19 protein-coding genes are annotated in these 17,821 nt (G+C 69.6%); 3 read left to right on the forward strand and 16 right to left on the reverse strand.

Translation table 11 applies throughout. The annotated features are described in order from the left end of the window. Positions 1 to 21: 21 nt before the first annotated feature. Genes AMK33_RS19885 through AMK33_RS19900 form a run of 4 tightly spaced genes read right to left on the reverse strand, consistent with a single transcriptional unit; the run spans position 22 to position 3,651 of the window. On the reverse strand, positions 22 to 693 hold the full coding sequence (locus AMK33_RS19885; protein ID WP_073934214.1) for a response regulator: 672 nt from the start codon (positions 691 to 693) through the stop codon (positions 22 to 24). Continuing rightward, complete coding sequence (locus AMK33_RS19890) at positions 690 to 1,934, reverse strand: sensor histidine kinase (RefSeq protein WP_079194909.1); 1,245 nt, start codon at positions 1,932 to 1,934, stop codon at positions 690 to 692. The genes AMK33_RS19885 and AMK33_RS19890 overlap by 4 nt, the downstream gene beginning before the upstream one ends. A gap of 17 nt (positions 1,935 to 1,951) precedes the next feature. After that, positions 1,952 to 2,731 carry an ABC transporter permease gene (locus tag AMK33_RS19895; RefSeq protein WP_073934218.1) on the reverse strand — a complete coding sequence of 260 codons (780 nt, stop codon included), beginning with the start codon at positions 2,729 to 2,731 and terminating at the stop codon, positions 1,952 to 1,954. Beyond that, complete coding sequence (locus AMK33_RS19900) at positions 2,728 to 3,651, reverse strand: ABC transporter ATP-binding protein (RefSeq protein ID WP_073934219.1); 924 nt, start codon at positions 3,649 to 3,651, stop codon at positions 2,728 to 2,730. The genes AMK33_RS19895 and AMK33_RS19900 overlap by 4 nt, the downstream gene beginning before the upstream one ends. A gap of 94 nt (positions 3,652 to 3,745) precedes the next feature. Here AMK33_RS19900 and AMK33_RS19905 point away from each other — a divergent pair, with 94 nt between their 5' ends. Next, positions 3,746 to 4,303, forward strand: coding sequence for a GNAT family N-acetyltransferase (locus AMK33_RS19905; RefSeq protein ID WP_073934220.1), 558 nt, complete (start codon positions 3,746 to 3,748; stop codon positions 4,301 to 4,303). Between the two features lies 1 nt (position 4,304). On the opposite strand, the gene AMK33_RS19910 is transcribed toward AMK33_RS19905, so the two are convergent. The 7 genes from AMK33_RS19910 to AMK33_RS19940 all read right to left on the reverse strand — a co-directional run bounded on the left by AMK33_RS19910 (position 4,305) and on the right by AMK33_RS19940 (position 12,369). Then, positions 4,305 to 5,852: a type IV secretory system conjugative DNA transfer family protein gene (locus tag AMK33_RS19910; RefSeq protein WP_073934221.1), complete on the reverse strand. Its 1,548-nt coding sequence runs from the start codon at positions 5,850 to 5,852 to the stop codon at positions 4,305 to 4,307. Between the two features lie 18 nt (positions 5,853 to 5,870). Next, positions 5,871 to 7,280 carry an ATP-binding protein gene (locus tag AMK33_RS19915; RefSeq protein WP_073934222.1) on the reverse strand — a complete coding sequence of 470 codons (1,410 nt, stop codon included), beginning with the start codon at positions 7,278 to 7,280 and terminating at the stop codon, positions 5,871 to 5,873. Between the two features lie 13 nt (positions 7,281 to 7,293). Continuing rightward, positions 7,294 to 8,853, reverse strand: coding sequence for an SCO6880 family protein (locus tag AMK33_RS19920; RefSeq protein WP_073934223.1), 1,560 nt, complete (start codon positions 8,851 to 8,853; stop codon positions 7,294 to 7,296). After that, positions 8,850 to 10,187: a hypothetical protein gene (locus tag AMK33_RS19925; RefSeq protein WP_073934224.1), complete on the reverse strand. Its 1,338-nt coding sequence runs from the start codon at positions 10,185 to 10,187 to the stop codon at positions 8,850 to 8,852. The genes AMK33_RS19920 and AMK33_RS19925 overlap by 4 nt, the downstream gene beginning before the upstream one ends. Beyond that, on the reverse strand, positions 10,177 to 10,986 hold the full coding sequence (locus AMK33_RS19930) for a hypothetical protein (protein ID WP_073934225.1): 810 nt from the start codon (positions 10,984 to 10,986) through the stop codon (positions 10,177 to 10,179). The genes AMK33_RS19925 and AMK33_RS19930 overlap by 11 nt, the downstream gene beginning before the upstream one ends. Positions 10,987 to 11,186: 200 nt before the next feature. Beyond that, positions 11,187 to 11,495 carry a hypothetical protein gene (locus tag AMK33_RS19935; RefSeq protein ID WP_004929725.1) on the reverse strand — a complete coding sequence of 103 codons (309 nt, stop codon included), beginning with the start codon at positions 11,493 to 11,495 and terminating at the stop codon, positions 11,187 to 11,189. A 271-nt stretch (positions 11,496 to 11,766) separates the two neighbouring features. Next, on the reverse strand, positions 11,767 to 12,369 hold the full coding sequence (locus tag AMK33_RS19940; RefSeq protein WP_073934226.1) for a TetR/AcrR family transcriptional regulator: 603 nt from the start codon (positions 12,367 to 12,369) through the stop codon (positions 11,767 to 11,769). Between the two features lie 72 nt (positions 12,370 to 12,441). Between AMK33_RS19940 and AMK33_RS19945 the strand changes: the two genes are divergently transcribed. Continuing rightward, positions 12,442 to 13,353 (forward strand): oxidoreductase, encoded by a 912-nt coding sequence (locus tag AMK33_RS19945; protein ID WP_073934228.1) that lies wholly within the window; start codon positions 12,442 to 12,444, stop codon positions 13,351 to 13,353. 111 nt (positions 13,354 to 13,464) lie between these two features. Here AMK33_RS19945 and AMK33_RS19950 read toward each other — a convergent pair whose 3' ends face one another. Then, the gene (locus tag AMK33_RS19950; RefSeq protein ID WP_079194910.1) at positions 13,465 to 13,842 is read right to left on the reverse strand and encodes a DUF397 domain-containing protein; all 378 of its coding nucleotides are present in this window, start codon (positions 13,840 to 13,842) and stop codon (positions 13,465 to 13,467) included. 89 nt (positions 13,843 to 13,931) lie between these two features. On the opposite strand from AMK33_RS19950, the gene AMK33_RS19955 reads away from it, so the two are divergent. Beyond that, positions 13,932 to 14,498, forward strand: coding sequence for an SMI1/KNR4 family protein (locus AMK33_RS19955; RefSeq protein ID WP_073934229.1), 567 nt, complete (start codon positions 13,932 to 13,934; stop codon positions 14,496 to 14,498). Positions 14,499 to 14,764: 266 nt separating this feature from the next. On the opposite strand, the gene AMK33_RS19965 is transcribed toward AMK33_RS19955, so the two are convergent. The 4 genes from AMK33_RS19965 to AMK33_RS19980 all read right to left on the reverse strand — a co-directional run bounded on the left by AMK33_RS19965 (position 14,765) and on the right by AMK33_RS19980 (position 17,769). After that, entirely contained in the window at positions 14,765 to 15,691 is a 927-nt protein-coding gene (locus AMK33_RS19965; RefSeq protein ID WP_073934232.1) for a hypothetical protein, read from the reverse strand. Then, positions 15,688 to 16,146 carry a hypothetical protein gene (locus AMK33_RS19970; protein ID WP_073934233.1) on the reverse strand — a complete coding sequence of 153 codons (459 nt, stop codon included), beginning with the start codon at positions 16,144 to 16,146 and terminating at the stop codon, positions 15,688 to 15,690. The genes AMK33_RS19965 and AMK33_RS19970 overlap by 4 nt, the downstream gene beginning before the upstream one ends. Before the next feature lie 173 nt (positions 16,147 to 16,319). Beyond that, positions 16,320 to 17,249, reverse strand: a complete 930-nt coding sequence (locus tag AMK33_RS19975) for a hypothetical protein (RefSeq protein WP_143203845.1) — start codon at positions 17,247 to 17,249, stop codon at positions 16,320 to 16,322. Position 17,250: 1 nt separating this feature from the next. Beyond that, entirely contained in the window at positions 17,251 to 17,769 is a 519-nt protein-coding gene (locus tag AMK33_RS19980) for a hypothetical protein (RefSeq protein ID WP_073934234.1), read from the reverse strand. Between the last annotated feature and the right edge of the window lie 52 nt (positions 17,770 to 17,821).

The following is a 17,821-nucleotide window of genomic DNA, read 5'->3' on the forward strand; positions in this document are numbered from 1 at the left end:
CGGTGCGGGGTTTTCTGCGTTTCAGGACGGCTCCACCAGTTTCGTGTCGTACGCCAGGATCACCGCCTGGATGCGGTCCCGGGAGCCGGTCTTCGCGAGTATCCGGCCCACGTGGGTTTTCACCGTGGACTCGGCCAGGTGGAGGCGGGCGGCGATCTCGGTGTTCGTCCAGCCCTTTCCGATGACCGTGAGGATCTCCCGTTCCCGCTCCGTGAGGGCGGCCAGACGTGCGTCGTCGGGGGAGACGTCCACGGTGCCGTCGCCGGCCGGCAGATGCTGGGCGTAGGCGTCGAGGAGACGGCGGGTCAGACTGGGGGCGACGACCGCGTCCCCGGACGCCACGGAGCGGATGCCGGAGAGGAGTTCCTCCGGCTGGGCGTCCTTGACGAGGAAACCGGAGGCGCCCGCGCGGAGGCCGGCGTAGGCGTACTCGTCCAGGTCGAACGTCGTCAGGATGAGGACGCGGGTGCGGTCGCCGGTGGCGGCGATGCGGCGGGTCGCCTCGATGCCGTCCAGGCCGGGCATGCGGATGTCCATCAGGACCACGTCGGGGTGCAGTTCCGCCGTCATACGGATCGCTTCGCTGCCGTTCGCCGCCTCGCCCAGGACGGTGAGATCGTCCTGGCTCTCCAGGAGCATGCGGAAGCCGAAACGCTGGAGGGGCTGGTCGTCGGCGATGAGGACGGTGGTCACTGCGGGGTTTCCTCCGGAAGGTGGAGACGGACGCGCCAGCCCTGCTCGGGGCGCGGGCGTGGGCCGGCTTCAAGTGTGCCGCCGTACAGGGCTGTTCGCTCGCGCATTCCGGGGATGCCACGGCCGTCGGACGGGGCGGAGGGCGGTGTGCCCTTTCCGGTGTCGGTGATGGTGACCGTGACGGCGCCCTTGTCTCCGTGGGCGATGGAGATCTCGGAGGTCGTTTCGGGGCCGGCGTGCTTGAGGGTGTTGGTGAGGGCTTCCTGGACGACCCGGAACACGGTGAGCTGGCGGCCCGGGGGGAGGGTCGCCCGGCCCTCGACACGGGTGTGGACGGGCAGACCCGCGCTGCGGACACCGTCGATGAGCTGGTCCAGGTCGGTGAGGCCGGGCTGGGGGGTTCGTTCGGCGGGGTGCGTGGTGTCGTCGTCGCGGAGGACGTCCAGGAGGCGGCGGAGTTCGCCGAGGGCCTGGCGGCTGGTGGTGCCGATGGCGTCCAGGGCCTGGGCGGCGCGTTCCGGGGACTTGCCGGCCGCGTATCTGCCGCCGTCGGCGAGGCCCGTGATGACGGACAGGTTGTGGCCGATGATGTCGTGCATCTCGCGGGCGATACGGGCGCGTTCGGCGGCGGTGGCGATACGGGCCTGCTGGTCGCGTTCGATCTCCAGGCGGCGGGCACGGTCCTCCAGGGCGGCGGTGTAGTTCCTGCGGGTGCGCACCGTGACGCCGATGAGGGCCGCCACCGCGATGGACATCAGCTGGGCGCCGAGCTGCTGGTTCCAGGGCTGTCCGCCGTAGCGGAGGGACGAGACGAGGACCGGTGCGAGCACCAGGGGGGTCGACCAGTACAGGGCGCGCAGGGGCAGGCGCAGGGCGATGTGGAAGACGACGAGCAACTGGAGCATGGTCGCCTGGAGTATGGCGCCGGTCCAGGCGTTGACGAGGGCGAACGGGGCCATCGTGAGCAGGACCGCACCCGGGTGACCGCGGCGCCACAGGAGCGGGACCGTGAAGCCCAGGCTCAGGGTCAGCAGCAGCCAGCCGGGGACGTCCAGGTTGTGGGCGATGTTGCGCCAGCCCCCGCCGGCGTAGTCGATGAGGGCGGCCGTCAGCCAGAAGCCGGTGAGGTGCAGGTCCCACAGCAGCGGGTGGCGCCGGTCGAAGGCGCGCACCCGCTGGGCGATCCGCTGTGTGTACTCGGTGAGGGGCTCGGCCGTGCGGTCTTCGGTCACGGCGTCCATGGTGACGGGTGCGTGCCTCATACGTCCCGTCGCTTCAGCGATGCCGCCGCCGCGGCCAGGGCGGCCGCCGTCCACAGGGCCAGGGCGAGCAGTGCCGCACCGGGCGTCGCCTCGCCGGGCGAGGGCTGGGCCGCGGTGAGGGACTGGAGGGCCTGGGAGGGGAAGTAGCGTACGGCGTCGTCGACGATGTCGTACGGGAGCATCGTCAGGACCTCCGGCACGATCATGACGAGGCCGATGTACGCGCCGACGGCGAGGGGGATCGAGCGGGTGACGGCGCCGAGGCCGAGGGCCATGACGGCGAGGAGGGTGAGGGCGGCGGCGTTGCCGACGAGGCCGCGCAGGACGCCCGGGTCGCCGAGGGCGGCGGCCTGGTCGGTGTCGGTGAGGAAGGCCTGGGCCAGGGGGAAGGTGAGCAGGTTGGTCCACAGGCACAGGGGGAAGGCGACCGCGGCGAGGACGGCGGCCTTGGACCACAGGACGGGCAGGCGGCTCGGTACGGCCGTCATGGTGGCGCGGATCTGACCGGTGGAGTACTCGCCGGCGGTGGCGAGGATGCCCAGGACGGCCAGGGTGATGGTGGCGAACTGGGTGCCGAGGAGGACGAAGACGACCGGGTCGAGGCCGCCCTCCCCGGTGCCGTCGTAGGCCGCGCTGATGCCGATGCCCATGGCGAGGGTGAGGACGCCGGTGGCGGCGAGGTTGACCCAGGTGGAGCGGAGCGTCCGCAGCTTGTGCCATTCGGAGCGCAGGACGCGGGCCGGGGTCACCCGGTAGGGCTGGACGGCGGTGGTCATGCGGCTGCTCCTTCCAGGGCGGCGGGGTACTCGACCGCGTCGTGGGTGAGGTCCATGAACGCCTCCTCCAGGGAGGCGGTGTTCGGGGTGAGTTCGAAGAGGGGGATGCCGTGGGCGGCGGCCGTGCGGCCGATGTGCTCGGCGTCGGTGCCGTGCACGGTGAGGTGGCCGGGGGCGTCGGCGGTGGTGACGGTGACACCGGGCGCGGTGAGGTGGCGTACGAGGTCGGCGGCGTCCGGGGTGACGACCTTGACGGTGCCCGCGCCGGAGTGGCGTACGAAGTCGGTGACCGTGGTGTCGGCGAGGAGCCGGCCGCGGCCGATGATGACCAGGTGGTCGGCGGTGAGGGCCATCTCGCTCATCAGGTGGGAGGAGACCAGGACCGTACGGCCCTCGGCGGCCAGGGACTTGAGGAGGTTGCGGATCCACAGGACGCCCTCGGGGTCGAGGCCGTTGACCGGCTCGTCGAGAATGACGGTGGCCGGGTCGCCGAGCAGCGCGGCGGCGATGCCGAGGCGCTGGCCCATGCCGAGGGAGAAGCCCTTGACCCGGCGGTCCGCCGCCTCGGTGAGGCCGGTGAGGCCCAGGACGTGCTCGACGCGGCTCTTCGGGATGCCGTGGGTGAGGGCGAGGGCGCGCAGGTGGTGGTGGGCGGTGCGGCCGGGGTGGACGGAGCGGGCCTCCAGCAGGGCGCCGACCTCGGTGAGGGGCGCGGGGTGGGCGGCGTAGGAGCGGTCGCCGACGGTGGCACGGCCGCGGGTGGGGGCGTCCAGGCCGAGGATCATCCGCATGGTGGTGGACTTGCCGGCGCCGTTCGGGCCGAGGAAGCCGGTGACGGTGCCGGAGCGGACGGTGAAGGACAGGTCGGTGACGACGGTCCGGTCGCCGTAGCGTTTGGTGAGGTCCTGTGCCGTAATCATGCTTCGATGCTCGTCCGCGCGGGGGCGGCGGGCGTCGGACCGCGGGCCGTATTCAGGGTGAGGGCGGTGGTACCCCGGTACTACGGTGGCGGCCATGAGTGCCATATCCATCGATGACTGTGTGATCCGGCCGGTGCGCGCGGAGGAGTGGGCCGCGTCGAGGGAGCTGCGGCTCACCGCGCTGCGGGACCCGGTCGCGCGTATCGCCTACATGGACACCTACGAGGAGGCCGTGGCCCGGCCGGACTCCTGGTGGCAGGAGCGTACGGCGAACGGGGCGCGGCAGTTCATCGCCGAGATGGCGGACGGGAGCTGGGTCGCCAATGCGGCCGTGTTGATCGAGGAGGCCGGTACGACGGACTGGACCGGGTCCGTCGTCGCGCGGCGGCAGGGGCACCTGGTGGGTGTGTACGTGGCTCCCGGGTATCGGGGGAGCGGGCTGGCGAAGGCGCTGTTCGAGACCGTGCTGGAGTGGGCGTGGGGGCGCGGGGCGGAGCGCGTGCGGCTCCTCGTGCACTCGGACAACGCGCGGGCTCTGGGGTCCTACCGCAAGGCGGGTTTCGTCGAGACCGGAGTGACCATGTCGCTGGGGGACGAGCCGGACGATCTGGAACTGGAGCTGGCCGTGGAGCGGCCGGTGCCGGACCGGTAGGTCAGACCGGTAGTTCGGTGTGGGGCCAGCGGGATCTGGCCTGTTCGCGGGAGCGGAGCAGGGCCAGGGTGGGCATGCCGTGGTCCGTGCCGGTGGCGAGCAGGTCTGGGAGCTGGGGGAGCGGGGCCACGGCCGCCACGTCGTCCAGGACGAGGGTGAGTGGTGGGTCGAGCCGACCGGAGGATGACCGTTCGGCCATGCGCCGGCCGTGCTCGACCACGTGTGAGGCGAGGGCCGTCAGCAGGGGCATCGCGCCCGGACTGGTACGGGGGTCCTCGATGGATTCACCCACGACATAAAGCGTGCCCCCTTCGTGGACAAAGGAATCCAAGGCGAGGGCATCAGTTCGGTTGGGAGTGCAGGCCTCGCGGACATTGACCGTGGAGAGCGCGGCCAGGGCGCGGGTGGTCAGCTGCTGGGCCATGTCCCGGCGCTCGGGGTGCGCCGTGAGGGCCGCCTCGAGTTCGCCGGCGGCACCGGGGGCGGCCTTGGGGTTGGTACGGAGGATGCGTACGGCGTCGTGCACCTGGAGGCCCTGGGACCAGCGGTGGACGTGGCGGATCGTACGGCCGTCCACGGCGGCGGCGTGTACGTAGCTGCGGAGCAGGGTCTCCGCGGTGTCGCCGACCGCCTGGTCGAGGCGGGAGGTGGGGCGGACGGGGGCGAGGAGGGCTGCCGCGCGGGCGGCGGCTGTTTGTTTGTCCTCGCAGCCGGTGGTGGGGGACCAGTGGAGGCGGGCCGGGGTGTCGCAGAGGTGGGTGGGGTCGTAGAGGTGGGTGGGGCCGAGTTTGGCGCGGGCGTCCTTGGTGTCGTGCCAGAGGGTGGGGTTGGAGGTGAGGACGAGGGCGGGGCCCTCCGCGTCGCGTACGGCCTGGGTCGCGGTGGTGTGGCGGGTGGCCGGAGGGCCGTAGAGCAGCCCCGCGCCTTCGGTGCGGGGTGTTTCCCACCGGCCCGCCTGTTCACCCTCGGACAGGGAGGTGAACGCCGCTTCCTGCGGCGCGGGTGACTGCCGAGGCGCCGGTGTCTGCACCGGCTCCGGTGCCGGCGTCTCCTGCTCGGGCCCCCTCGGGGTCGGCACCTCGTGCAGCTGCTTCGGCGTCGGCTGCGCCTCCCGTTCGGGCAGGTGTTCCGGCTCCGGCCGCCGCTGCGCGCCCCTCGTCGCCCGTTCCGCCCGGCGTCGCGCCCGTACCGCTCTCCAGCGGGCCACCGTGCCCACGGCGAACACCGTCAGGACGGTCAGGATCATCAGCTGGCCGATGAGCAGGCCCCAGAAGAGGCCGTACCCCGAGAGGTCGGTCTCCGGGGTGTCCGGCCAGGCGGCGGGGAGGTTCTGCGGGTCGGCGACGAGGTGGCGCATGGCCACCGGGGCGCGGGTGAAGGTGACGCCGGACGGCCAGTGGCCGTGGGCGAAGAGGCCCGCGAGGCCCGTGGCCGTCCACACCATGGCGGTCACGCCGATGAGGAACGCGAGGATGCCGATCAGCAGCCCGTCGGGGATGCCGCCCCGGCCGCCGGTCCGGCCGTGCTCACGGTGATCGTCCGGTCTCACGCGTTCTCCCCCTGCGCCCTACGCCACCGTCGATTCGGAGTCCCCGACGTGCTGTTCCACGAAGGCCGCCGCCCGTTCCTCCGCCTCCAGTTCGGCGGCGCGCAGGGCGTCGTCGGAGAGGTCGGCGGAGGACTCGGTCATCGCGCGGTCGGTGAAGACCAGCGGGCGTTCGGTCTCGGTGACCAGGTGTTTGACCACCTGGACGTTGCCGTTGACGTCCCACACCGCGATACCGGGCGTCAGCGTCGGAATGATCTCCACCGCCCACCTGGGCAGGCCGAGCACGCGGCCCGTCGCCCTCGCCTCGTCCGCCTTCTGGGCGTAGATGGTCCGGGTCGACGCCATCTTCAGGATGGCCGCCGCCTCCTTCGCCGCCGCCCCGTCCACCACGTCGGACAGATGGTGGACGACCGCGACGAACGACAGACCGAGCCGCCGTCCGAACTTCAGCAGCCGCTGGAACAACTGGGCGACGAACGGGCTGTTGATGATGTGCCAGGCCTCCTCGACCAGGAAGATGCGCTTCTTCCGGTCGGGGCGGATCCAGGTGTGTTCCAGCCACACGCCGACGATCGCCATCAGGATCGGCATGGCGATGGAGTTGCGGTCGATGTGGGACAGGTCGAAGACGATGAGCGGCGCGTCGAGGTCGATGCCGACGGTCGTCGGGCCGTCGAACATGCCGCGCAGGTCACCGTCGACCAGGCGGTCCAGGACCAGGGCGACGTCCAGGCCCCACGCCCGTACGTCGTCTATGGGGACGTTCATCGCCTCCGCGGACTCCGGTTCCGGGTGGCGCAGCCGCTCCACGATGTCGGAGAGGACCGGCTGGCGTTCGACGATGGACTCGTTGACGTAGGCGTGCGCGACCTTGAGGGCGAAGCCGGAACGCTCGTCCAGGCCGTGCCCCATCGCGACCTCGATGATGGTCCGCAGCAGCGCGAGCTGCCCGGTGGTCGTGATCGCCGGGTCCAGCGGGTTGAGCCGGATGCCCTTGTCGAGCGCGGCCATCGGGTCCAGGCGGATCGGCGTTATCCCCAGCTCCTGCGCGATGAGGTTCCACTCGCCGGCGCCGTCCTCGCCCTGGGCGTCCAGGACGACGACCTGGCGGTCGCGGAAGCGCAGTTGCCGCAGGACGTACGTCTTCTCCAGGGCCGACTTGCCGTTGCCGGACTCGCCGAGGACCAGCCAGTGCGGGGCGGGGAGCTGCTGGCCGTAGAGCTGGAAGGGGTCGTAGATGTAGCCCTTGCCGGAGTAGACCTCGCGGCCGATGATGACGCCGGAGTCGCCGAGGCCGGGGGCGGCGGTCGGGAGGTAGACCGCCTGCGCCTGGCCGGTGGACGTGCGTACCGGCAGCCGTGTCGTCTCGACCTTCCCGAACAGGAAGGACGTGAAGGCGTCGGTGACGACGGACAGCGGATCCCGCATAGCGGCTCAGCCCCTACCTTCGAATGCCGGTGGCGAACGGGAGTGTGTTCACGAAGGCGCGGTGGTGCTCGCGGTCGCACCACTCCAGCTTCAGGTACGACTTTCCGGCCGACGCCCGTATGGTCCGCTTGTCGCGGGCCAGGGCCTCGGGGTTGCGGGAGGAGACGGTGATGTAGCCGACCAGGTTGACGCCGGCCGCGCCGCTGGCGAGGTCCTCGCCGCGCTGGTCCAGGCGGCTGTGGGCGGCCATGTCGCGCGGGTCGACGGTGCGGTTCATCTTGGCGGCGCGGGACGCCTCCGCCACGTCGTTGGTCTTCTCGGTCAGCATCCGCTCGATGGCGACCTCGGTGGGTTCGAGGTCCATGGTGACGGCGACCGTGCGGATCACGTCCGGGGTGTGGACGAGCAGCGGGGCCAGGAAGTTGACGCCCACCGGGGTCATCGGCCACTCCTTGATCCAGGCCGTGGCGTGGCACCAGGGGGCGCGGGTGGCGGACTCGCGGGTCTTGGCCTGGAGGTAGGTGGGCTCCATGGCGTCCAGCTCGGCCGGCCAGGCGTTGCGCTGCGACATCGCCTGGATGTGGTCGATCGGATGGTCCGGGTCGTACATGCCGTGGATCAGCGAGGACAGCCTGCTCTGGCCGAGCGGCTGCCGTACGCGGATGTCGGCCTCCTGGAGCCGGGAGCAGATGTCGGTCAGCTCACGGGCCATGACGACGGCGAGCCCCGCGTCCCGGTCCACCTTGCCGCCGCCCTGGCTGCGCATCGCCCGCGCCATGGCGTTGGCCTCGGCGGCCAGTTCGCGCGTGTAGTGCATGCAGGCGACGAGGTAGGCGCGGTGCTGCTCGCTGCTGGTCGACACCATCGACTGGAGCTGGTCGTACGACTGCTGCAGCCACGGCGGTGACGTGGCGTCCCCGCGGACGGCGACGTCCTTGGCGTGGGCGTCGGGGTCGGCGGGCAGGGTGCGGGCCAGCATCTGGATGCGGGTCACGAAGCCGTCGCCGTTGGCGACGTGCTTGAGCAGGGTGCCGAAGCGGTCGACGAGGGCTTCCTGGTCCTCGGAGTCGCGCAGGCCGACGCCCGGTCCCTCGATCTCGATGGCGGCGGTGACGGTCTTGCGGTCCGCGTGCAGCAGTACGGCGATCTCGTCCGGGCCGAAGGGCGCGGCGAGCCAGGTGATCCTGCCGATTCCGGGCGGCGACCCGATCTCCACCTCACGGCCGTCCAGGCGGGTGCCCGCCTCGACGGCGCCGGAGCGGTAGGTGGTGCCGCGGCGCACGGTGCGCTTGTAGCTGCGGTTGATCTCGAACCATTTGTAGAAGGTGCGGCCCCTGTAGGGCACGTACACCGCGGCCAGCGCCAGCATCGGGAGGCCCGCGAGCAGCACGATCCGCGCGGACAGGACGGGGACGAGAAGCCCGCACATCATGCCGAGGAACGCGCCCAGGACGATCAGCGCGATCTCGCCGGTCTCGCGATTACGGCCGACGATCGCGTTCGGCCGGGCGCGGCCGATCAGATACGTACGGCGGGGCGTGACCGGATGGGACAAGTGGGACTCGGTCGTCAACGCCCTTCACCTCCCGTGCTGTTGGTACTGCTGTTGCGGGTGTTGCTGGCGTGGGGGGTGTTCACCGGGCTGCTCGAGCGGGGTGCGGGGGCGGCGGCTCCGCCGCCGTTCGACGTGCGTGAGCTGTGCGCGGCGACTCCGCCGGAGGCGGGGTTGGAGGGGCGGGGGCCGGTGGACTGGCTGCCGCCTCCGCCGTTGTTGTCGGCGCGGCTGCTGTGGGTCTTGATGCCCTGTGCGACCAGGGTCGCCGGGGAGCTCATGACGGCGGCGGCCTTGCCTTCGGCGCCCTGCATGAGGCGGTTGTTGCGGCCGTTGGCGAGTTCGTCGCCGAAGCCGGGGACGAAGCGGTAGATCATCGCGGAGGCGAAGATGGCGAGCAGGATGATCGCCAGTCCGGAGACCACGGCGGAGAAGGCGCCGGGCCCGTCCTCGGCGGACAGTGCCCCGGCGAGGCCGAGCACGATCACGATGACGGGCTTCACGAGGATCACGGCGATCATGATGCCCGCCCAGCGGCGGACGTGGCCCCACAGGTTCTTGTCGACGAGACCGGCGTAGACGACGGTGCCGAGGAGGGCGCCGACGTAGAGCAGGGCGGCGCGGATGACGAGCTCCAGCCACAGGACGCCGGCGGCGAGGATCGACACGAGGGAGACGACGATCAGCATGATCGGGCCGCCGCCGATGTCGTCGCCCTTTTCGAGAGCGCCGGAGAACGTGCCGAAGAACGTGTCCGTCTGGTCGCCGGTCGCCTTCGCGAGCACCTCGGTGACGCCGTCGGTCGCCGACACGACCGTGTAGAGGATCAGCGGGGTGAAGGCGGAGGCGAGGACGGTCAGCCAGAGGAAGCCGATCGCCTCGGAGAGGGCGGTGGTGAGGGGGACACCTCGCACCGCGCGCTTGGCGACCGCGAGCAACCAGAGGAGGAGCGTCAGGATCGTCGACGCGGCGAAGACGACGGCGTACTGCTGGAGGAACGTGTCGTTCGTGAAGTCGACGTTCGCCGTCTCGTTGACGGCGTCGCTGAGCTTGTCGATGGTCCAGGAGGCGGCGTCGGCGCAGCCCTGGGCGAGGGAGGCGAGGGGGTCGAGGGCGGTGGTGGGGTCGTTGAGGGTGGAGGAGCGGCCGTTTGAGGTGCCGCCGCTTTCGCCTCGTTCGCAGTAGTCCTTGGCGGGGCCGACGATGAGGTCGCAGTTGTCGTCCGACGGCGTGGGCGACGGGGTGGGCGATGGCGTGGGTGCTGCCGTGGCACGGGTCGCCAGCAGCAGGACAGAGGCCTGTACGGCTGTGAGAGCGGCGGCGATCCTGAGTACGCGGCGCGGGCTACCGGGCATAGGTGAAGCCTCCGTACTCCTGGACGGCCTTGGCCATCTCCTCGGCGGTGGACGCCTTCTCGTCTCCGGGGACGGGCGCGGGGCCGTCCTTCTGCGAGAAACTGTCGACCTTCCAGTCGTCGTCCGCCCAGTGCAGCTTGAGCGACATGGTGAACCAGTCGCTGGTGACCGGGCTGATCGTCTTCTCGCCGGCTGTACCGAATACCCCCGTGCACCAGACCTCGACGGTGGCTGCGGTGTCCGAGTAGCTCGTGACCTTGGTGCCGACCGGCATGGTGCGCGAGATGTAAGGGCTGTCCGCCGCCGCGTTGCCGTTCTCGTCGAGACCGAGGTTGCTCAGGAATTCCTTGGTGTACGCCTGGTTGAAACGGTCTTCGAGGGACGCCTGCTTGTCGGCGACGAAGACCTGCCGGACGATCTCCGTCCGCCGCGCGGGCTTGAGGATGTCGGCGGAGACCAGCACCACGGCGTAATTGGCCGCCGCACTCTCCGCCCCCTGCCGGTCATGGGCGAAGCCAGACGGGATGCCGGCCGCCTTCGTGTCCACCGGCTTCTCGCCCGACGGGGCCGTCGCCGCCGACTTGGGGGAGTCGCCGGAGCCGTCGCCCTCCTCCGCGGCGGAATCGCCGCCTCCACGGTTCGCGAAGGCGATCGCCGCGATCAGGAGGACCACCACGCCGACCACCGTCACCAGGCTGCGCGACGACGAACGGCCGCCTCTGCGCGCGCCGCCGTACGGATCGCCGCCCCGCTCCGGCATGCGGGTGCGGGTCTGGCCCGTGTCGTCTCCGAGACTCATACCGCGTACGCCCCCTCAGCGTCGTGCGGAAACACCTCGTACTCCGCGTACTCCATGTACGACGGTAGCCGTGCTGGTCCCCGCGCGGACGCGGTGTGGTGACTGGACATCAGGGAAACGCAACCTCAGCCGGTGGGCACGACGGGCGGGTGGGATGGAGGGGGTGCCGGGCGTGCCCGGCCGGGAGCGATGGGGCGGGGCTACACGGCCATTCCGTACACGATGGTGAACAGCGTGCCGAGCGAGCCGATGATGAAGACGCCCGTGAGCCCCGCGATGATGAGGCCCTTGCCCTGTTCGGCACTGAACGTGTCCCTCAACGCGGTGGCGCCGATGCGCTGTTTGGCCGCCCCCCAGATGGCGATGCCCAGGCAGAGGAGGATGGCGACCGCCATGACCACCTCGATCATGATTTTGGCCTCGTTGCCCAGGCTGCCGAAGGGGCCCCAATCCGGAGCGATCCCGCCGATAATGGTGTTGATGTCTCCCTCGTCGGCCGCGAAGAACATGTAAGTCACCGCCCCTGTATGGGTAGTTCTGCACCCCCTGCGGTGGTGCAGAGGTCAGACCTTATTGTCGCCGACGATGAGGCTGTCGCATGTCGACTTGGCGTCATCTGTTGGCGGGTTTCGTACGAATAGCTTGCCACCGGCGCGCGCCGTACTCCGGTAGGGGCGCGTTCCGATGGGTGAAGAGTCGTATCGTCACTCTGTGTATCACGGTGCGTAACGCCGGGCAACAATGTTCGAACGCGGGGTTTCTGACGGTCGGTCGGGTCGCTCAGCGGGGTTTCAGGCCGTGCAGGAGCAGATGGACGACGTGGTCCACGCCGGCCAGGGCTTCCTCGTGGCCGAGCATGCCGCCGCAGGTGAAGGTGGCGGTGCCGTGGAGGGTCGCGCCCACCGTGAGGGTGAGGTGGTGCGGGTCGGCCTCGATGATCTCGCCGCGCTGTTGCGCCCCGGAGAGGACCCGGCCGAGGAGGCCCACGGTGCGGTCGACGCCGACTGCCATCTGCTCGGCGGACTCGGGGTCGTGCTTGCGGGCGTACATCAGCTCCAGCAGTTCGGCGTTGTCGATCGCGAAGAGCAGGTAGGCCCTGGCGAGGGTGGTGAGCCGGGGCTGGAGCGGGAGTGCGGGGTCGTCGGCCTCCTCCAGGGCCCGGGCCAGCCGGTCGTAGCCGTTCAGGGCCAGCGCGTTGAGCAGGGCCTGCTTGTCCTTGAAGTGGCGGCCGGGGGCGGCGTGGCTCACGCCGGCCTCGCGGGCCAGTTCCCGCAGGGAGAGTGCGCCGGCCCCCTTGTCGCGCAGGGTGCGCTCGGCTCCGGCGAGGAGGGTGGAGCGCAGATCTCCGTGGTGATAAGGGCGGCTCTCGGGCATGGGGCCCATCGTAGCTCGATGTGGACACCGACAGCTTTGTTGTCATTGACATCATTGTAGTCGGCGTCTACTTTCGTTGGTATGGCTGAGAAGAGCAAGCACACGTGGAACGCGTCCCGTCTTCCCGATCTCACCGGCCGGACCGTCGTCGTCACGGGCGCCAACAGCGGTCTCGGGCTCGTGACCGCGGACGCGCTCGCCCGCGCGGGGGCGCACGTCGTCTTCGCCGTACGGGACCTGGAGCGGGGCCACGCCGCCGCCGCGACCGTGCCGGGCAGCACCGAGGTGCGCCGACTGGATCTGGCCGACCTGTCCTCGGTGCGGGAGTTCGCCGCCGCCTGGAGCGAGCCGCTGCACACGCTCATCAACAACGCGGGAGTGATGATGCTCCCGCGGCAGCGCACCGAGGACGGTTTCGAGAGGCAGTTCGGCACGAACCACCTCGGCCACTTCGCCCTGACGAACCTGCTGCTGCCGCACATCACCCACCGCGTCGTGACCGTCTCGTCCAACGCCCACCGCTGGGGCGGCGCGACCATCGAGTTCGACGATCTGGACCTGACCGGCTCCTACACCCCCCGGCGTGCCTACGCCCAGTCCAAGCTGGCGAATCTCCTGTTCACCCTGGAGCTGCAGCGCGTCCTCGCCGAAGCCGGCTCACCGGTGAGGGCCCTGGCCGCCCACCCCGGCTTCGCGGCCACCAACCTCGTGGGTCACATGGGCGGGGTCGCGCGCCTCCTCGTGGGTCTCGGCCACAGAGTCGTGGGGCAGGACGACAGGGCCGGTGCGCTGCCGACCCTGTATGCCGCCGTCGAGGACATCCCCGGTGCGAGCTACGTCGGCCCCGACGGTCCGCGCGAGATGCGGGGGGCGCCCACGCTCGTGGGCCGTTCACCTGCGGCGAGCGACCCGGACGTGGCACGCCGCCTGTGGGAGGTCTCGGAGGAACTGACGGCCGTACGGTTTCCTCTGGTCATGGGGGCGGATTCCTGAGCTCGCGCCGGCCTACTCACTTGGAAAGCACGAGCAGTTCGGCCCTTGCTGTCCTTGTGCTGCTCATTTGAGTGCCTGGATGACGTTGTCCTGGTTGTTGTTCACGCTTTTTCAGCAAGGGGGTGTCTTCTCCGGCCCGGCGGTCCTACGCCACGAAGTGGTCGAACTCGCCGGCCCGGACGCCGCGCACGAAGGTCTCCCAGCGACGGCGGTCGGTGGTGACGGTGGGGTGCCGGGGGCGTGGAGAAGGACGGTGCGACCGTCGTCGCCGGAGGTGGTCACTTCGAGGGCGGGAGCCTGGGGGTCCCGATGCGGTTCTTCCTTGAGGGAGTGGAGAAGGGTACGGAAGGCGTCGGGGCTGAGGGTGAGGATCGCTCCGCCGGGATCGGCGGACTCGGTTATGTGGATGCCGGTGGGGGTCGCGGCGACGTGCACGCAGGAGTCGCCCTCGCCGCAGTGCGACGACTTCTGCCAGGTGAGCTGGGGCATCCCGGGTGGAGGAGTGTCGCCTCTACGCTCTCGGTGACGTAGGGGAGGGTGAACCGGGCCTCTTGCCTGGTGCGACAGGAGTTTTTGTCATGACGGAGGCTGATGAGATGCGCCGTGCGTGGGGGCGTGTGGTGCGGTGGCTGGAACAGAACGCGCCAGGGAGCGCCGCTGCGCTGAGTCCCCCGGTCGGGCCGAAGACCATCAGTGACGCGGAGGAGCGTCTGGGGGTGAAGTTTCCGCAGGAAGTGTGGACTTGGCTGCTGATCAACGACGGGGTACGGACCGACGATCAGGAGTACAACAGGTTCCCTGCCGAAGGGGGCGGTTTCCTCCCGTCCTCGTGGCATCTTCTGTCGGTGGACCAGATGGTTCGGGTGTATGAGTTCCGGATGGGGTGCGAGGAGCGTGAGCCGACTCCTGACGGTGATCTCGACTGCGTGACGTGGCACAGGGACTGGGTTCCGTTCGCGGCCGAGAGCGACTGGTTGTACGGAAGGTTCATCGATACGCGTGCCGGGACGCTGGGCCGGTGGAGCGATGGTGGTACGAACCAGTTCGACACGCACGGTTCCCTCGCGGAGTTCTTCCACGAACTTGCCGACGAGATGCGCACACAGGGTCCCGGTCATGTGGTGGACGGCGTGCTGACCTGGTGACAAAAGGAACGGTGCCCTGGTGCGGGACGAAACGCACCAGGGCACCGCGTGTGTGACGGGTTACGGCTTCTGCGCCTCCAGCCAGTAGTCGTCCCCTTCGAGGACGCGGTTGTTCTTGCGCCAGGCGGGGAAACCGCTCATCGACTGGGTGTTCTGGTTGTTGGACATGCTGGACCGACCGCACGGCTCGGTCCAGGTCGGCACGTGCGAGCGGGGGTCCGGTATGAGCCTCCACAGGCCGTCCGTCCCCTTCCGCGCGATGGTGTTCACGCAGCCTTCACCCGAGGTGACCGAGGAGGCGTTCTTGCCCCCCAGCCCTTCGGGATCGCCGCGCTCTGCCAGCTCGCGGCGAAGGGGAACTCGTCACAGGCCGGCACATCGTTGGCACCCAGTTCCGGGGACATGGTCGCCAGCGGGCTGCGCTTCCACGCCGTCGGGCAGATGGTGTCACGGTTGTGGTCCACCAGCGTCTTCTTGGAATCCGACGGCACGGGAACCAGCACGTCGTCCGCGAGGAAGGCCAGCGGCTCATGGCCTCGCAGACCGTAGTGGCCGGGCAGCTTGTTCTGGACCAGCCAGGCGTGCGCGGCGGCGGCCGGGTACTTCTTGTGGTTCATGGTGCAGGTGGGCCTGCAGTGGGAGAACACACAGCCCGGTGTGGTCATGACGTCCACGTCGCAGCGCACGTCCAGCTCACTCTTCTCCGCCGTGACGTCGGCGACCTTCACACCGTCCAGCTTTCCGGTGAAGCTCCAGTGGGGTGTGATCACGGACGAGTCGACGCCCTTGGTCCACTCGGTCTTCTGGGTGATGACCGCTTTGTGCAGGTCACCGAGGCGGAACGTGGTGGAGCCGGACTGGGAGGGGTTCTCCGTCTGGCAGTAGCCGCGGCAGTGGAAGTCCACGTCCAGGCTCGCGGTGGTGGCACCGCTGAGGCTCTTCGGCCCGATGGCCAGGGTCTGGGTGATGGTGTCCGTGCGCGGGTCGGTGTCGATCTCGTGCCGGTAGGTGAATCCCGCGCTCTTCACCGGGTCCACCCTGTTGACGTGGACCTCCTCCACGATGCAGGCCCGGGTCCGCGTGTACGTCATGGAGATCGTCGAGATCGAGCAGGTCCCCGTGTCACCCGCTGAGGCGAGCGCACGCGCGGAGGCACCGCTTTCCTGCTCCTCGGGAGCGGACTCGAGCGTCATGCCGTCCCGGAGTGGAGGTTCACCACGGCGGTGAACGCGCCGCGCACCATCAACTCCGGGCGGTTGGTGAACGTACGGGGGGCGTACGCGACCGCCGCGTGGTCTCCGGACGCGGTCAGGCAGGCGCTGCCGATCCAGGTGTCGGCGTCGAAGCCGTCCTCCCGCAGCGTGGCGGCCGTCTTCCACCCGTAGCCCTTCGCCTCGTCGGCGACGAGCAGATGGAAACCGGTGCCGTCCCCGCTGGTGGTGAAGGCGGTGTCCTCGGACGTCTCGTACCGTGCGCCCGGGGTTTCGGCACGGTCCTCCGCCGGGACCTCGGACGGCATGGCGGGGTTCTTCTCCGGCCGGCTGCTCCGGCCCTGTGCCGCGTCCTTCGGCGGAGCGGGGTCAGCGGCCTGCGCCGGCAGGCTCAGGGGTATCGCCAGCGCGGTGGCCACCATGAGGATGACAGGCACGCGCGAGCGGCGTATTCGTCTCTGCACGTTCTTCCTCGGGTTGAACGAACAAATCCGCCCAGTCCTGGCTGCGGACTGAGCGGATCATTGGCGTCGGAATTACGCGGGCGGAGAATGGGGGCGGACGTCGAAGACCTTGGCGGCCTGCTGAGATGCCGGGTGACGGCTTCTCCTCAGCCATTGACGCTTGCGGCGGTTTTCAGGACGGCCTCGTTCTTCTTGTGCTCCTCGTCGAGGGCGAGCTGGTTCTCCTCGATGCGGCGGAGCTGGATCTTCTTCTCGGCGGCGTACCAGATTCCGATCAGGTCGGTCTTCTTCTTGCAGTCGATGTCCGTGGTGGCGAGACTGATCTCCTCCGGCGAGGGCGCGGGTGATCCGAGCGAGGTGACCAGATCGGGAGCCTTGTAGGGATGGTCCGTCACATATCCCTGCTTCTTCATGCAGGACGACCAGGCGGCCACGGCCCTGCGGACGGCAGGGTCCTTCTTGGATTCGTCGAGGGAAGCGAACTCCACCTTCCCGGCAAGCGTGTACCGGATTTCTCCGAGCTTCCGCTGCGTTTCTCCGCGACATCCCCCCTCGGGGACCTTCTCCCCTTGGTAGGACCCGGACTCCAGTTCCGCGCCGGATCCGGCGAAGACGGCTCCCTCTGCCCCCGGTGCCGGTTCCCACACCGGAGGTTCCACGTTCCCGCCGGGGAGGTGGTAGCCGTATTGCGACGCCTCCTCCGCGTCGGATATGCCGTACCTGCGCATCATGTTGGCGTCGTTGAAACTGGGGTCGGGGACAATTCCGGGCGGCGGGGGGTCGAACTCCTTGAAGCCGAACCGCTTCATGCAGCTCTTCCACAGGTTCTGCTGTGCGCGCTGCCAGGTGATCCGCTCCGGGTAGGAGATCAGATAGCCCTCGATGGGCAGCGCCAGTCCCTTGGCGAGGCCGCTCACGGGCCGTTCGGGGGGTGGCGAGGCCGCCCCCGGGTATCCGTCGTCCGGGGTGGTGGACGCCGATTCCTGCGCCGAGCACGCTGTCGTGGTGGTCAGCACCACGACAGCGAACACGGCGAGCCGGCTGACGCGCGAAATTCCGGAGAAACTCCTGGGCATGTCAGATTCTCTTGTGCGATGCGTTCTCGTTCTTGAGTTCGGCCTTCAGGTTCGTGGCCGGCCAGTACGATCCGCACCCGGGCGAGAAGGTCTGCGAGGTGCCCTGGTACCCGGAGTTGTAATACACGCGGTTGCTCACGGAGCACTCGTTGTTGGCGACCGAGGCGGCGTTGTTCTTGAGGGCCTGCCCGCTTCCTTCAGCCCCCGTGCAGCCGGGGTTCGGCAGCTTGTCGATCCCGCCCCGGAAGATGTAGCGCACGAGCGTGACGCCGTTGGGGGAGTATCCGTAGTGGTCGGAAATGCTCTGATTGGCGATGAAGCACGCACTGTACGAGTAACCCGTCGTCGCGCCGTGGCTGTTGTAGTAGATCTCGAAACAGTATTTATTGCTGGTGGAGCTGCAAGCGTCGTCTTCGTACGACGTCGCGGCCTGAGCCGGCTGCGCCATGAACAAGGAACCGAGGAGGGCCAGCGCCCCTATCGCCGCGCTTTCCCGGTGCCGCCGCCCGAGGGTGAACATCCTATTCCTCCTGTTTTTTGCGGGGATTGATCGGGACAGAAGGTAACGTGAC

The organism is Streptomyces sp. CB02400 (genome assembly GCF_001905725.1).
In the GTDB taxonomy this organism is placed as follows: domain Bacteria; phylum Actinomycetota; class Actinomycetes; order Streptomycetales; family Streptomycetaceae; genus Streptomyces; species Streptomyces atrovirens.

What these genes read in the sequence shown, in the direction of transcription:
- AMK33_RS19900 (WP_073934219.1), bottom strand. Translation starts at nt 3,651, where the DNA reads ATGATTACGGCACAGGACCTCACCAAACGCTACGGCGACCGGACCGTC.
- AMK33_RS19965 (WP_073934232.1), bottom strand. Translation starts at nt 15,691, where the DNA reads ATGACGCTCGAGTCCGCTCCCGAGGAGCAGGAAAGCGGTGCCTCCGCG.
- AMK33_RS19905 (WP_073934220.1), top strand. Translation starts at nt 3,746, where the DNA reads ATGAGTGCCATATCCATCGATGACTGTGTGATCCGGCCGGTGCGCGCG.
- AMK33_RS19925 (WP_073934224.1), bottom strand. Translation starts at nt 10,187, where the DNA reads ATGCCCGGTAGCCCGCGCCGCGTACTCAGGATCGCCGCCGCTCTCACA.
- AMK33_RS19890 (WP_079194909.1), bottom strand. Translation starts at nt 1,934, where the DNA reads ATGGACGCCGTGACCGAAGACCGCACGGCCGAGCCCCTCACCGAGTAC.
- AMK33_RS19975 (WP_143203845.1), bottom strand. Translation starts at nt 17,249, where the DNA reads ATGCCCAGGAGTTTCTCCGGAATTTCGCGCGTCAGCCGGCTCGCCGTG.
- AMK33_RS19895 (WP_073934218.1), bottom strand. Translation starts at nt 2,731, where the DNA reads ATGACCACCGCCGTCCAGCCCTACCGGGTGACCCCGGCCCGCGTCCTG.
- AMK33_RS19955 (WP_073934229.1), top strand. Translation starts at nt 13,932, where the DNA reads ATGACGGAGGCTGATGAGATGCGCCGTGCGTGGGGGCGTGTGGTGCGG.
- AMK33_RS19980 (WP_073934234.1), bottom strand. Translation starts at nt 17,769, where the DNA reads ATGTTCACCCTCGGGCGGCGGCACCGGGAAAGCGCGGCGATAGGGGCG.
- AMK33_RS19945 (WP_073934228.1), top strand. Translation starts at nt 12,442, where the DNA reads ATGGCTGAGAAGAGCAAGCACACGTGGAACGCGTCCCGTCTTCCCGAT.
- AMK33_RS19930 (WP_073934225.1), bottom strand. Translation starts at nt 10,986, where the DNA reads ATGAGTCTCGGAGACGACACGGGCCAGACCCGCACCCGCATGCCGGAG.
- AMK33_RS19915 (WP_073934222.1), bottom strand. Translation starts at nt 7,280, where the DNA reads ATGCGGGATCCGCTGTCCGTCGTCACCGACGCCTTCACGTCCTTCCTG.
- AMK33_RS19950 (WP_079194910.1), bottom strand. Translation starts at nt 13,842, where the DNA reads ATGCCCCAGCTCACCTGGCAGAAGTCGTCGCACTGCGGCGAGGGCGAC.
- AMK33_RS19940 (WP_073934226.1), bottom strand. Translation starts at nt 12,369, where the DNA reads ATGGGCCCCATGCCCGAGAGCCGCCCTTATCACCACGGAGATCTGCGC.
- AMK33_RS19935 (WP_004929725.1), bottom strand. Translation starts at nt 11,495, where the DNA reads ATGTTCTTCGCGGCCGACGAGGGAGACATCAACACCATTATCGGCGGG.